The 13,148-nt window shown below is 41.4% G+C and carries 11 protein-coding genes and 4 tRNA genes; 13 read left to right on the forward strand and 2 right to left on the reverse strand.

Features of this window, described 5'->3' with window-relative positions:
- Position 1: 1 nt before the first annotated feature.
- The 9 genes from EGT34_RS14530 to EGT34_RS14570 all read left to right on the forward strand — a co-directional run bounded on the left by EGT34_RS14530 (position 2) and on the right by EGT34_RS14570 (position 5,068).
- Positions 2–997 (forward strand): cation transporter, encoded by a 996-nt coding sequence (locus EGT34_RS14530; RefSeq protein ID WP_001131873.1) that lies wholly within the window; start codon positions 2–4, stop codon positions 995–997.
- A gap of 149 nt (positions 998–1,146) precedes the next feature.
- Positions 1,147–1,467, forward strand: a complete 321-nt coding sequence (locus EGT34_RS14535; RefSeq protein WP_000312237.1) for a DMT family transporter — start codon at positions 1,147–1,149, stop codon at positions 1,465–1,467.
- 11 nt (positions 1,468–1,478) lie between these two features.
- Positions 1,479–1,958 (forward strand): methylated-DNA--[protein]-cysteine S-methyltransferase, encoded by a 480-nt coding sequence (locus EGT34_RS14540; RefSeq protein WP_000927480.1) that lies wholly within the window; start codon positions 1,479–1,481, stop codon positions 1,956–1,958.
- Between the two features lie 136 nt (positions 1,959–2,094).
- Complete coding sequence (argJ, locus tag EGT34_RS14545) at positions 2,095–3,315, forward strand: bifunctional glutamate N-acetyltransferase/amino-acid acetyltransferase ArgJ (RefSeq protein WP_000268136.1); 1,221 nt, start codon at positions 2,095–2,097, stop codon at positions 3,313–3,315.
- 146 nt (positions 3,316–3,461) lie between these two features.
- Positions 3,462–4,526: a quinolinate synthase NadA gene (gene nadA, locus EGT34_RS14550; RefSeq protein ID WP_001278266.1), complete on the forward strand. Its 1,065-nt coding sequence runs from the start codon at positions 3,462–3,464 to the stop codon at positions 4,524–4,526.
- Between the two features lie 142 nt (positions 4,527–4,668).
- A tRNA-Pro gene (locus EGT34_RS14555) sits at positions 4,669–4,745 on the forward strand.
- A gap of 56 nt (positions 4,746–4,801) precedes the next feature.
- Positions 4,802–4,878 (forward strand) — tRNA-Arg (locus tag EGT34_RS14560).
- A gap of 33 nt (positions 4,879–4,911) precedes the next feature.
- Positions 4,912–4,987 (forward strand) — tRNA-His (locus EGT34_RS14565).
- Between the two features lie 4 nt (positions 4,988–4,991).
- Positions 4,992–5,068: transfer RNA gene (locus EGT34_RS14570), tRNA-Pro, on the forward strand.
- A gap of 156 nt (positions 5,069–5,224) precedes the next feature.
- Here the strand turns inward: EGT34_RS14570 and add are convergent.
- Positions 5,225–6,220 (reverse strand): adenosine deaminase, encoded by a 996-nt coding sequence (gene add, locus EGT34_RS14575; protein WP_000629031.1) that lies wholly within the window; start codon positions 6,218–6,220, stop codon positions 5,225–5,227.
- A gap of 402 nt (positions 6,221–6,622) precedes the next feature.
- On the opposite strand from add, the gene EGT34_RS14580 reads away from it, so the two are divergent.
- Positions 6,623–7,798 carry a zinc-binding dehydrogenase gene (locus tag EGT34_RS14580; protein ID WP_000843791.1) on the forward strand — a complete coding sequence of 392 codons (1,176 nt, stop codon included), beginning with the start codon at positions 6,623–6,625 and terminating at the stop codon, positions 7,796–7,798.
- Between the two features lie 89 nt (positions 7,799–7,887).
- Here the strand turns inward: EGT34_RS14580 and EGT34_RS14585 are convergent, their stop codons facing one another.
- Entirely contained in the window at positions 7,888–8,835 is a 948-nt protein-coding gene (locus EGT34_RS14585; protein WP_001254614.1) for a LysR substrate-binding domain-containing protein, read from the reverse strand.
- Positions 8,836–9,080: 245 nt separating this feature from the next.
- Between EGT34_RS14585 and EGT34_RS14590 the strand changes: the two genes are divergently transcribed.
- From EGT34_RS14590 to EGT34_RS14600, 3 genes are all read left to right on the forward strand, one after another.
- On the forward strand, positions 9,081–10,301 hold the full coding sequence (locus tag EGT34_RS14590; protein WP_024437340.1) for an acyl-CoA dehydrogenase: 1,221 nt from the start codon (positions 9,081–9,083) through the stop codon (positions 10,299–10,301).
- 225 nt (positions 10,302–10,526) lie between these two features.
- Positions 10,527–11,849 carry an MFS transporter gene (locus EGT34_RS14595; RefSeq protein WP_001058262.1) on the forward strand — a complete coding sequence of 441 codons (1,323 nt, stop codon included), beginning with the start codon at positions 10,527–10,529 and terminating at the stop codon, positions 11,847–11,849.
- 51 nt (positions 11,850–11,900) lie between these two features.
- The gene (locus EGT34_RS14600) at positions 11,901–13,130 is read left to right on the forward strand and encodes a CaiB/BaiF CoA transferase family protein (RefSeq protein WP_000501132.1); all 1,230 of its coding nucleotides are present in this window, start codon (positions 11,901–11,903) and stop codon (positions 13,128–13,130) included.
- The last annotated feature ends 18 nt before the right edge of the window (positions 13,131–13,148 follow it).

Raw genomic sequence — 13,148 nt, forward strand, 5'->3', positions numbered from 1 at the left:
CATGCCATTGGTTTATACTGATGGCATTGTTTTTTGTGTCAGTTATGGTGCAAAGATGGCTTTAGAAAAACAAGAGAATCAAATAAATGTAAATAAAAGCTGTTCTGGCTGTGGGTGCTCAAATGTAGCAGCTCAGGACTTTTCTGTGGCAAGTGAATCTAGGGTAAATAAAACCCAATGGGTGAGTTATTATCATATTCCCCGTATGGATTGTGCAGCCGAAGAACAAATGGTACGAATGGCTTTAGCTTCTTATGCTGAGCATATTCAAGAACTTTATTTTGATTTGCCCGCCCGCCACTTAGCGGTGTATCACAGTACTCAAGATGAGAAGATTACGCAGTGCCTGCAACGTCTAGGTTTAGGAGCCGAATTACAACAAACCCAACCACATTATGAGCCTATTGAAAAACCCAAAAAGGTTCGACCAAGTTCCTCAACTAATGCAGCACAAAAACAGGTACTACAATGGCTGTTACTCATTAATGGGGTCATGTTTGTCATTGAGTTAATGGCAGGCATCATTGCCTCCTCCACAGGGTTAATTGCTGACTCGCTCGATATGTTTGCCGATGCTGCAATTTATGGTATTGCATTATTCGTGGTGGGTAAAAACCTCGACGCTCAATTAAAGGCTGCGCATCTTTCCGGATGGTTTCAATTTGGTTTAGCCATAATCGTTTTAATTGATGTGCTGCGCCGTTTTATATATGGCAGTGAACCAGTTTCAATTTTAATGATTTTAATTGGGGGATTAGCGCTTGCAGCCAACATTAGTTGTCTTTACTTAATGAGTGACCATAAAGAGAGCGGGGCACATATGAAGGCGAGTTATATATTTTCTGCAAATGATGTCATCGTAAACTTAGGTGTCATTATTGCGGGAATACTGGTTGCAATCACAGGCTCTCGTTATCCTGATTTAATTATTGGATTGATTATTGTTTTGTTCGTTTTAAATGGTGCACGAAAAATTTTACAGTTAAAAAATGAATAATATTTTCTGATAGAGGCAAGTTTGAGTTCGGGTTTGCCTTCATTTTTTATTTTAAAGTAAACTGAGTCTTCACATAAAGGAGGAACGACCTCCCCCATAATGGGTAATCATGTCGGGACGACCTGACACTATAAAAATTAGTGAATGTTATGGCTTGGGCTATTTTAATTTTAGCAGGTGTATTTGAAGTGATTTGGGCATATTCTATGAAAATGTCTGAAGGTTTTACACGCTTAACACCTAGTATTATTACCGTAGTTTTTATGATTTTGAGTGTAGTTCTACTTTCAATTTCAATGAAAACTTTACCCCTTGGTACTGCTTATACGGTTTGGACAGGCATTGGTGCAATTGGATCATTTTTAGTTGGTATTTTCTTTCTTCATGAGCCTATTGGTGCGATGAGGATGATTGCTGCTGTACTGATTGTATCAGGACTGGTTCTAATGAAAATTTCGTCTCCATCCTAAGAGGATCAAGTATGTTGCTGTCTTATAAGTATATCAATTCGCCTGTTGGGCAATTAAAACTGGTTGCGAATGAAAATGCTTTGGTGGCAGTACTTTGGGACAATGAAAATCCAAAACGTGTTCGACTGGCAGAGCTGGTCGAACAACTTGAGCATCCAGTTTTATTAAAGACCGAACAACAATTACAAGAATATTTTGAAGGCAAACGCCGTGAGTTTACATTACCACTAGATTTTGAAGGGACTGCATTTCAAAAGCAGGTCTGGGCGGCATTACTGACGATTCCGTATGGTGAAACAAGAAGTTATAAAGATATTGCCGTTCAGATCGGAAATGAAAAAGCAGTGCGAGCAGTGGGTGCTGCAAATGGCAAAAATCCGATTTCAATTATTGCACCTTGTCACCGAGTCATTGGTGTGGGTGGCGCTTTGGTGGGTTTTGCCGGTGGTCTTGATAAGAAAGATATTTTATTAAGATTAGAGCAAAAATAAGCTATTTTTAGCGCTCGATTTTTTCAGGCTTTTCTAATAAGCTGTCAATTCTGATATTTCATATAAAGCGTGTTTTATAACCTCGCTATTTTCTGAAATATTAATCTATTCATAACAAACTCTGGATGTTTTAAAAATGGCTGTCGGTGACGTAACAATGCCACAAATGCATGTGGTAAAAGGTGTAAAAATTGGCTCAACAGAAGCATATGTACGTTACCCAAACCGACGAGATCTAGTCATTTTTGAATTTGCAGAAGGTTCAAATGTTGCAGGTGTATTTACGCAAAATGCATTCTGTGCGGCACCTGTTCATGTCTCTAAAGCCCATCTTGCACAAGGCAATCCGCGCTATTTAGTGATTAATACAGGTAATGCCAATGCTGGTACTGGTCCTACAGGTTTGAAAAATGCTCAGGATACTTGTGCAAAGTTAGCGGAGCTTGCTGGCGTTAACAGTTTCGAAGTACTTCCATTTTCAACAGGCGTGATTGGTGAGCAGCTTCCGATGGAACGTTTACTCGCTGGCTTACAACCTGCATTAAATAGCGTACAAGACGCTGCATGGAGTGATGCGGCATCTGGCATTATGACAACAGACACAGTGCCTAAAGGCGCATCTGAACAATTTGAGCTTGATGGTATGACTTATACCATGACCGGTATTAGTAAAGGCGCTGGGATGATCCGTCCAAACATGGCAACTATGCTGAGCTTTGTGGCAACAGATGCGCCTATTCGCCGTGATTTAGTACAAAAGCTATTAAAGACTACAGTTGAGCATTCATTTAACCGTATTACCATTGATGGTGATACCTCAACAAATGACTCTTGTATTTTTGTAGCAACTGGTCAGGCGGGCGGCACTGAAATTACATCGGAAAGCGATGCACGCTACGCTAAAGTGTTAGAAGTACTTGCTCGTGTAATGAACCGTTTAGCACAGTTAATTGTCCGTGATGGAGAAGGTGCGACGAAGTTTATTACTGTTGCTGTTGAAGGCGGTGCAAATACTCAAGAATGTTGTGACATTGCTTATAGTATTGCGCATTCACCACTTGTTAAAACTGCACTTTTTGCATCTGATCCGAACTGGGGACGTATTTTAGCTGCAATCGGCTATGCTGGAGTGAAAGACTTAGACGTGTCTAAAATTCAGGTATGGTTAGACGACGTGCAAATCTGTAAAGATGGTGGCGCCGCCGAGGACTATACCGAAGAAGCAGGTGCTCGTGTAATGGCACAAACCGAAATTACCATTCGTGTTGACTTAGGCCGCGGACAAGCCAAAGACACGGTATATACGTGTGACTTATCTTACGACTATGTCAAGATTAATGCAGATTACCGTTCGTAAATATTCAGTTATAATCAAGCCTCGACAAAGAGGCTTTTTTATTAGCCCCATCTTTTGATATTAAATGATTGAATTTAGTAAATCGTTTAAGCAGTAACGTTATATGCGAGCAGGTATGCCAGCATGAAGGATAGAGAAGACGTTTTATGAGTGATGCGACTTTAATTGCCAACGATGCAAAAAACATTGTACAAGCGCATTTAGACCGTTTAGGTGAACCAAAAGACAACCGCCTAAGTGAAGAAGCAAAACAACAAAAGTTTGCACAGATCGAAGCAGAGCTCAAAAAACGTGATGCTGTCCTTGTTGCTCACTACTATTGCGATCCAGATGTACAAGAACTTGCCGAAAAAACAGGTGGATGCGTTTCTGACTCTTTAGAAATGGCCCGTTTTGGACGAGATCATGCAGCCTCTACACTGGTTGTGGCTGGCGTTAAGTTTATGGGTGAAACAGCAAAAATTCTGTCTCCTGAAAAAACAATTCTTATGCCGACACTTGAGGCAACCTGTTCACTTGACTTAGGTTGTCCAGTCGATGAGTTCACGGCATTTTGTGATCAGCACCCTGACCACACTGTAGTAGTTTATGCCAATACATCGGCTGCTGTTAAAGCTCGTGCGGATTGGGTGGTGACTTCAAGCTGTGCAGTTGAAATTGTTGAGCACCTAGACAGCTTGGGTGAAAAAATTATTTGGGCACCAGATCAGCACTTAGGTCGTTATATTCAAAAGAAAACTGGCGCTGATATGTTGCTTTGGGATGGCGCATGTATTGTGCATGAAGAATTCCGTGCACGTGGCATTGCTAACATGAAAGCACTGTACCCAGATGCGGCTGTATTGGTCCATCCTGAGTCACCAGAGTCGGTGGTAGAAATTGCAAATGCAGTGGGTAGTACATCTCAATTGATTAAAGCTGCACAAACTTTGCCACACCAACGTTTAATCGTGGCAACGGACCGTGGCATTTTCTACAAAATGCAGCAAGCAGTACCAGATAAGATTCTGGTTGAAGCCCCAACAGCGGGTGAGGGCGCAACTTGTCGTTCATGTGCACACTGTCCGTGGATGGCGATGAATGAACTTGATGGAATTTTAGAAGTTTTACAAAAAGGTGATCAAGAAATACACGTTGACCCAGCACTTGCTGAACGTGCCAAAATGCCTTTAGATCGAATGTTAGCCTTTAGTGCATCATTAAAACGTTAAAAAGCCTCAAAATGCTTGTTAAATATACATTTGATAAGGATTTTTAACTTTTTTTGACAATAGGTGTTGACGTCTGAGGGCGTCGCGCCTAGAATGCACACCGTACCGCACGATGTGCGATACAGCAAAAGCTGAGATAGATCGGAGCATAGCACAGCCTGGTAGTGCACCTGGTTTGGGACCAGGGGGTCGTAGGTTCGAATCCTACTGCTCCGACCACTTAAAAGAATATTTTAAGATCGGCGAAGTATCGCATGATAAGCATCATCGGTTAAGCGCCTGTAGCTCAGTTGGATAGAGCATCCGCCTTCTAAGCGGATGGTCACAGGTTCGAATCCTGTCAGGCGCGCCATTTGGTAGCTTGGTACGTAGAACTTATTTGATGGTGGATGTAGCTCAGTTGGTAGAGCCCTGGATTGTGATTCCAGTTGTCGCGGGTTCGAATCCCGTCATTCACCCCAATTTCGGAGCATAGCACAGCCTGGTAGTGCACCTGGTTTGGGACCAGGGGGTCGTAGGTTCGAATCCTACTGCTCCGACCATATTTAAAAGCGTTTAAGCTTTCTAAAATATCCCATATATTAAAATCATTTCTTCTTATCTTATAAGATAGAAGGAATTTTTTTGTTTTCTATAATAAAATTTTAATTCCAAATTGCTCCAATATCTGAACTTATTTATATAAGCTCTGTTCTCTGCTATTGATATTTCTGTCTTAACTCATCTTTTTCTTGTTCTGATAAAAATGCGATTTTAAGTCCATTTTCTTGAGCTGTATAAATTTGCTCAGGGCTTAAACCTGCTAGTGGGGCAGCAGTTAAATATTCATGCTGTATCTCAATGCCTTCTACTGCTGGGTCATCCGTATTAATGGTAGCAAGCACACCATGTTCTAAAAAAGTCTTTAATGGATGCTCTGCTAAAGAAGGCACTGTGTTGGTTTGAATATTTGAGGTGAGACAAGACTCAATACCAATCTGATGTTTAGCCAAATAATCTAAAAGTTTTAAATCTTGAACTGCTTTAACACCATGTCCAATTCGCTCAGCACCTAATTCTTCAATAGCTTGCCAAATACTTTCTGGGCCAGCAGCTTCACCTGCATGTACTGTAATGTGCCAGCCTGCATCACGCGCTTTTTTAAAATGATCAATAAATAAATTGCCCGGAAAACCAAGCTCATCTCCAGCAAGATCAAGTGCTTTAATATCGTTTTTATGGGCAAGGAGGGCATTTAATTCTTTTTCGCAGGCTTCTTGACCAAAAGTACGACTCATAATACCAATTAAATTCGCTTTTACGCCGTACGCCTGACTGCCTTCTTTTACTCCAGCAATAACTGCTTCAACAACGCCTTCAAGTGGGAGTTGATGGGTCATACCCATGTAACCTGGTGAAAAACGTAGTTCTACATAGTCTAGGCCTTGCTGTGCTGCATCCTGCATGTTTTCAAAAGCAATACGTTTGCAGGCATCTAGGCTCGCTAATACCTTTACGCCCCAATCGAGCTTCGATAAAAAACTTAATAAGTCGGGTTGGTTATCCATCACTTGTACGTGTGGTCGTAAAGATTCAATGTCATAGGCTGGTAAATCTAAATGGTATTGTTGCCCCAATTCTAAAATGGTTTGAATGCGGATGTTGCCATCAAGATGGCGGTGTATATCTGTAAGTGGAAGTGTTTTAGTAATCATAAATTTCTTCTTATCTGTTGCTATTAATTCATCATGCCTGTTTAGATGCACTGATAAAAGTTTGGATTTGCTATGTTTTTGTGAAAATGGTTGAGTTGAGTTTTTTGAACTTACTATATTTGTATAAGTTTTAATTTTGATGACATTGTTCTGGCCTAAGAAGACAACACAGTCTGTGTAAGATACAAGCACCAAGATTTTTATTGTTTTTAATTTCGCTGAGCCTGTTTTTTGTTGACTCTTCAAGAGTGGATTGGCTGAAGAATGGTCATTGGTATTTTGCCTTTTACTTGTAAAGATGAATAAAGGCTTGCTAAAGACCAAACCGATAAAGCGATTAATTTATCTGTAGAAATCTATTTCTGGCAAGTAAATGAAAAAGAAGAAATAGGAAGCACTCAAATGAAGTCGGTACTTTGTCATCAAGCAACATTGCAAGTAGTAGACCAACCGAACTTAACGCCTGCAAAAGGACAAGTTTTATTGGAAGTGGTGCGATGTGGGATCTGTGGTTCAGATTTACATATGCAGCACCACTGCGACCACATGCATGATTTGGCTGCACGTGTCGGGTTTAATGGTTTAGCCAAGTCTACAGACCCATTTGTACTAGGACATGAGTTTTGCGGCAAGGTTTTAGACTACGGTCCAAAAACACGCCATAAATTTAAAGCCGACACACTCGTTTGTGCAATGCCGCTTTTGAATGTAGATCAGCATGGTTATTTGTCTACGGGACTTTCCCCAAATGCTTCGGGTGGTTATGCCGAGCAAGTATTGGCTCAATCAAGCTTGATGTTTGAAGTCCCGAATGGTCTAGATGCGGATAGTGCTGCCATGACTGAACCTATGGCGGTTGCATTGCATGCTGTTCGCCGTAGCCGTGTAAAAACAAGTGAACCTGCGATTGTGATTGGCTGTGGTCCTGTCGGGCTAGGTGTCATATTAATGCTTAAAGCTGCTGGGGTTAAAACCGTAGTTGCAAGTGACTTTTCACCAAACCGCCGTAAGCTTGCCGAGCAATGTGGTGCGGATATTGTGGTAGACCCTAAAGAGACATCGCCATTTGCCAACTGGAAAGAGTTTGGTTTGCTTGGCAATGTTTCTGATGCAATTAACATGGGCATGGGACTATTTGATAAGTTGCAAGCGACACGCTTACCGTGGTGGCATGGATGGCGCATGATTGACAAATTAGGCGCTCTACCAAAACGTCCTGTTATTTTTGAGTGTGTAGGCGTACCGGGTGTTTTGCAGCAAATTATTGAAGGTGCACCTTTGTTTTCCCGAATTGTTGGGGTGGGCGTGTGCATGCAAAGTGACAAAATAGAACCCGCACTTGCAATTAATAAAGAGTTAGAAATTCAGTTTGTGTTGGGCTATACACCGCTTGAGTTTAGAGATGCGCTACACATGATTGCAGAAGGGAAAGTGAATTGCTCACCGCTCATTACTGGTGTTGTTGGCCTAGAAGGTGTAACTAATGCATTTGAAGCATTACGTGATCCTGAACAGCATGCCAAAATCTTGATTGACCCGAAACGTAGCGGTTCAGATATTCAATTAATGAGTCATTAATTTCAAAGTCATTTATGCTTAACTAAAAGGTTGTGATCTTATCAATCACAATCTTTTTTTATGCGTATAGATCGCACAAAGTGGCTCAGCTAATTTGAATTACTCTTTAGTAGTTCTAGTTCTTGGTAAATCCATTCAACAAATTTTTGAATGGTTGGGGTTATGTCTTGGCTTGAATGGATGAGATAGTATTTTCGGCTACCTTTTAGTTTCTTATTGGAAACAATCACCAGTTCTTTTTTTTGTAGTTCAGACTCAATCAACATTTGTGGAATTAAAGCCATTCCCATGTCATGGCTTGCAGCAACCGCAAGCATTGAAAATAACTCATGGCGTTGTCCATCAAAAGGTTTAGGGTGTTGCATCTGATGAGTTAGAAACCATTCTTGCCAAATGCTAGGCCGAGTGGTTTGTTGCAGTAGAGGAATTTTCAGCAAATCTTCCGAGCTTAAATCATAGGTATTTTCATTGATCATGACTGCATCTGGAAAATACTTTTCGATGAGCCTCGGCGAGCACACGGGTACAATTTCTTCATCCATTAAATAATGTGCTTGTATGCCGGGCCAGTGATCAATTTGCTGCTGCGTACCTGCAAAAATAGCGGCGTCAAAAATATTGTCATTAAATAAAAAGGGCTTGGTACTGGTTTCTAAGTGAACCGTAATTTCAGGGTGTTTTTGATTTAAAAGATGGAGCTTGGGTAACAACCAGCGCGTTGCAAAGGTAGGTACTACACCTAACTTTAGTGTGCCACCTAAACCCTTATGAGAAATCACATCGGCTGTACATTTCTCTAAACCTAATAAGTAGGGCTTAATACTTTTAAAATATTGTTGTCCTGCAATGGTGAGTTCAACACCATGCCGAGTACGTATAAAGAGTTCAACACCCAAGAAATCTTCTAACTGCTGAATTTGGCGAGAGACCGCGCTTTGGGTAATGCATAACTCTTGCGCAGCATAGGTATAACTTAGATGTTTTGCTGCACTTTCAAAGCAAATTAGACCCTGAATGGACGGGATACTTCTTCGCATAAACAAATCCTTTTATTTGTCATCATATTTCAAAACAGCATATGACCTAAATGCAGATATCCGAGTTTAGTATAAAAATAAGCCATTTTTAATGAAATACAACCAATTAAATATCTAAATTTAATGCGACCCATTTTAAATATGCGTAAGTCGCATATCTGCATGAACATTTATCGTTTGATTACTGAATTTTTCACGCATAACATCGAGTTAAATAAAGAAGATCAAATCAAGCAGAGGATGCGATGAATCACATGGTGACAACAAAAAAAGCAAAAGTTCAATTTAATTGGCAAGACCCATTTTTAATTGAGCAACAGCTTAGCCCAGATGAGCGCATGATTCGTGATGCGGCTCATGCCTATTGTCAAGAACGTTTACAACCACGTGTACTTGAACAATTTCGTCATGAAACAACAGAGCCATCTATTTTCCGTGAAATGGGAGAGCTTGGCTTACTTGGCCCAACCATTCCTGAGCAATATGGTGGCGCGGGTTTGAACTATGTGAGTTACGGTTTGGTTGCGCGTGAAATTGAATATGTCGACTCGGGCTACCGCTCTATGGCGAGCGTGCAAAGCTCATTGGTGATGGTTCCGATTCATGAATTTGGTACTGAAGAGCAAAAGCAGAAGTACTTACCTAAACTTGCTACTGGTGAATACATTGGTTGTTTTGGTTTGACCGAACCTGATCATGGTTCAGATCCGGGCAGTATGATTACACGTGCTAAAAAAGTTGACGGTGGTTATCGTTTAAGTGGCGCCAAAATGTGGATTACCAACAGTCCAATTGCAGATGTATTTGTGGTTTGGGCAAAAGAAGTTTCTGCTGAAGGTAATGTCGGTGATATTCGCGGCTTCATTTTAGAAAAGGGCTGGGAAGGCCTATCTGCACCAGCAATTCATGGCAAGGTCGGTTTACGTGCCTCGATTACAGGTGAAATTGTAATGGATAACGTTTTTGTACCTGAAGAGAATGCGTTCCCTGAAATTCGAGGTTTGAAAGGCCCATTTACCTGTTTGAATAGCGCTCGTTATGGCATTGCATGGGGTGCAATGGGTGCTGCCGAGTTCTGCTGGCATACCGCCCATCAGTACACCATGGACCGCAAACAATTTGGTCGTCCGTTGGCCGCAAATCAGTTGATTCAAAAGAAACTGGCAGATATGCAAACTGAAATTGCATTGGGTTTGCAAGTGGCTTTACGTTTTGGTCGTATGAAAGATGATGGCATTGCATCAGTTGAAGGCACGTCTCTCATTAAGCGCAACAACTGTGGAAAGGCGCTTGATATTGCCCGCATGGCGCGTGACATGATGGGTGGAAACGGCATTAGTGACGAGTTTGGTGTGGCACGTCATTTGGTCAATCTTGAAGTTGTAAATACCTACGAGGGTACACATGACGTTCATGCCTTGATTTTAGGTCGTGCACAAACTGGCATTGCCGCATTTAGTAACTAACACACTCATTTTTAAAAATAGAGGTGTTCTTTCGGGAGCACCTTTAGGGATTTTTACGCAAAAATTTATGGAAAATGACAAGATTCATCGTAAGGATACTCATGTGAAGATGTGTCTCTGTGTACTTAAAACCAAATGTAAGATGATGAAAATATAGAAGATTAAGTCATGCAGAAAACATAAGTAAGCTACCGATGACTCATTTGGGAAAATGAGGAACTAAATATGAACAATGACGTTCAAGTAATATCGAAAGAATTAAGAACCACATTTCCAAGTAACCTTGGAACATATGAAAAGATTGGACCAAATACATGGAAATGGGCGTTGTTATTTGCCTATTTTGCAATGGTGGTCGATGGTATTGATATTATGCTGCTATCTTATAGCTTGACCAGTTTAAAGGCAGAGTTTGGTTTAAGTACCTTTCAAGCGGGTGCATTAGGCAGTGCTTCTTTGGCGGGTATGGGTATTGGCGGTATTTTGGGTGGCTGGGCATGTGACAAGTTTGGTCGCGTACGGACCATTGCCAACTCGGTGACTTTCTTTTCTGTAGCGACTTGTTTGTTAGGCTTTACGCAAAGCTTCGAGCAATTTATGGCTCTACGTTTTATAGGTGCTTTAGGAATCGGAGCACTCTATATGGCGTGTAATACCTTAATGGCTGAATATGTGCCAACCACTTACCGTACAACGGTCTTGGGCACGTTACAGACGGGCCAGACTGTAGGTTATATTGCTGCAACGTTATTAGCTGGCGCAATTATTCCAGATTATGGCTGGCGCGTTTTATTCTTCCTGACCGTAGTACCTGCTTTCGTTAATATTTTCCTGCAACGATTTGTGCCGGAGCCAAAATCTTGGCAGCTCACCAAAATTGAAAGCTTACAAGGCAACAGACAGCCTAAAGAAAGAGTGGTGGCTGAAAAGCCAAAAAGTAGCAGTATCTACAAACAAATCTTTAATAACTTTAAGCACCGTAAAATGTTTTTGTTGTGGATGACCACAGCATTCTTCTTACAGTTTGGTTATTACGGTATTAACAACTGGATGCCAAGTTATTTAGAAACAGAAGTGCATATGAACTTTAAAAATTTAACCAGTTATATGGTGGGTTCATATACTGCAATGATTCTAGGCAAAATTTTAGCAGGGTATCTTGCTGACAAATTTAATCGCCGTGCTGTTTTTGTGTTTGGAACAATTGCCAGTGCTGTGTTTTTGCCAATCATTATTTTCTTCAATACCCCTGACAATATTCTGTATTTATTAATCACTTTTGGCTTCTTATATGGCATTCCATACGGTGTGAATGCGACTTATATGGCTGAAAGTTTTTCAACCGATGTGCGCGGAACAGCCATTGGCGGTGCTTACAACATTGGTCGTGTCGGGGCAGCGATTGCACCAGCTACCATTGGTTTCTTGGCATCGGGCGGTACGTTTACCATGGCCTTTATTGTGATGGGCGCTGCGTATTTTGTTGCGGGTGTATTGCCGGGCTTATTTATTAAAGATCGTCAGTACGATCCGCAAAAACAATCATAAACAATGACAGGGAGGTGCATTAGTACCTTCTAAAAAGATAAGGGTATCGTTATGGGTGCATTACAAGGAATTCGGGTTTTAGATTTAAGTCGTGTGCTTGCAGGGCCTTGGTGTGGGCAAATCTTGGCAGACCTTGGCGCGGAAGTGATTAAAATTGAACGTCCTCGAGTCGGTGATGACACCCGTATGTGGGGGCCACCTTGGATGCCCGATCAAGATGGAAACATGACCCGTGAATCTGGTTATTTCCAGTGTACCAACCGCAATAAATATTCGGTTGCAGTGGACATTACCACACCAGAAGGTCAGGCCTTAATTTATGAAATTGCCAAGACTGCCGATGTCGTGATTGAAAATTATAAGACAGGGTCTTTGGCTAAATATGGTTTGGACTACGCGTCATTAAGTGAGTTGAACCCGAACATTGTTTATTGCTCGATTACCGGTTTTGGGCAAGATGGCCCACGTGCAGAAGAACCCGGTTATGATTTTATTATTCAGGGTATGTCTGGCTTAATGAGCATTACTGGCGAGCCTGATGATGTGGCAGGTGGTGGTGCGCAAAAGGTTGGTGTGGCTGTGGTAGATATTCAAACTGGATTGTATTCCACCATTGCCATTCAAGCGGCACTGATTGCACGCTCACACACAGGACGCGGTCAGTATATTGATATGTCACTCCTTGACGTACAGGTCGCGGCACTGGCAAATCAGGGAATGAATTATTTAGCTTCAGGTAAAGCCCCACAACGCATGGGTAATCAACACCCAAGTATTGTGCCGTATCAAACTTTTAAGGCTAAAGATAAAGAATTTATTATTGCTTGTGGCAACGACAAACAGTTTAAAGATTTGTGTATTGCGATTGGTTATCCAGAGTTGCTCGAAAATGATAAGTTTGTGCGCAACCAAGACCGCGTAAAATATCGAAATGAACTGATTCCTTTATTGTCCGAGCACTTTTTGCAGAAAACTGCCAAAGAATGGGTCGACATGATTCATGCGTTAAAAGTACCAGTAGGTGTTATCAACTCTATTGAAGATGCTTTAGCTGAACCACAAATTGTACATCGCAACTTGGTGGTGAACATTCCTCATCGTTTAAATGAAAACTTCCAAACCATTGGCTCACCCATCAAACTGTCTGATACTCCCGTTGAATATCATCATGCACCGCCAGAGCTTGGTGAAAATACTGCTCAAATCTTATCGAGATTTAAAACGGCAGAAGAGCTAGCTGCGTTAAAAGAGAAAGGCATTATTGATGGAAAAATTGCTTAAGCTATTGCCGTTTTCAAT

The organism is Acinetobacter sp. FDAARGOS_558 (assembly GCF_003937785.1).
Taxonomy (GTDB): domain Bacteria; phylum Pseudomonadota; class Gammaproteobacteria; order Pseudomonadales; family Moraxellaceae; genus Acinetobacter; species Acinetobacter baumannii.

What these genes read in the sequence shown, in the direction of transcription:
- EGT34_RS14530 (WP_001131873.1), top strand. Translation starts at nt 2, where the DNA reads ATGCCATTGGTTTATACTGATGGCATTGTTTTTTGTGTCAGTTATGGT.
- EGT34_RS14535 (WP_000312237.1), top strand. Translation starts at nt 1,147, where the DNA reads ATGGCTTGGGCTATTTTAATTTTAGCAGGTGTATTTGAAGTGATTTGG.
- EGT34_RS14540 (WP_000927480.1), top strand. Translation starts at nt 1,479, where the DNA reads ATGTTGCTGTCTTATAAGTATATCAATTCGCCTGTTGGGCAATTAAAA.
- argJ (WP_000268136.1), top strand. Translation starts at nt 2,095, where the DNA reads ATGGCTGTCGGTGACGTAACAATGCCACAAATGCATGTGGTAAAAGGT.
- nadA (WP_001278266.1), top strand. Translation starts at nt 3,462, where the DNA reads ATGAGTGATGCGACTTTAATTGCCAACGATGCAAAAAACATTGTACAA.
- add (WP_000629031.1), bottom strand. Translation starts at nt 6,220, where the DNA reads ATGATTACTAAAACACTTCCACTTACAGATATACACCGCCATCTTGAT.
- EGT34_RS14580 (WP_000843791.1), top strand. Translation starts at nt 6,623, where the DNA reads ATGAAGTCGGTACTTTGTCATCAAGCAACATTGCAAGTAGTAGACCAA.
- EGT34_RS14585 (WP_001254614.1), bottom strand. Translation starts at nt 8,835, where the DNA reads ATGCGAAGAAGTATCCCGTCCATTCAGGGTCTAATTTGCTTTGAAAGT.
- EGT34_RS14590 (WP_024437340.1), top strand. Translation starts at nt 9,081, where the DNA reads ATGAATCACATGGTGACAACAAAAAAAGCAAAAGTTCAATTTAATTGG.
- EGT34_RS14595 (WP_001058262.1), top strand. Translation starts at nt 10,527, where the DNA reads ATGAACAATGACGTTCAAGTAATATCGAAAGAATTAAGAACCACATTT.
- EGT34_RS14600 (WP_000501132.1), top strand. Translation starts at nt 11,901, where the DNA reads ATGGGTGCATTACAAGGAATTCGGGTTTTAGATTTAAGTCGTGTGCTT.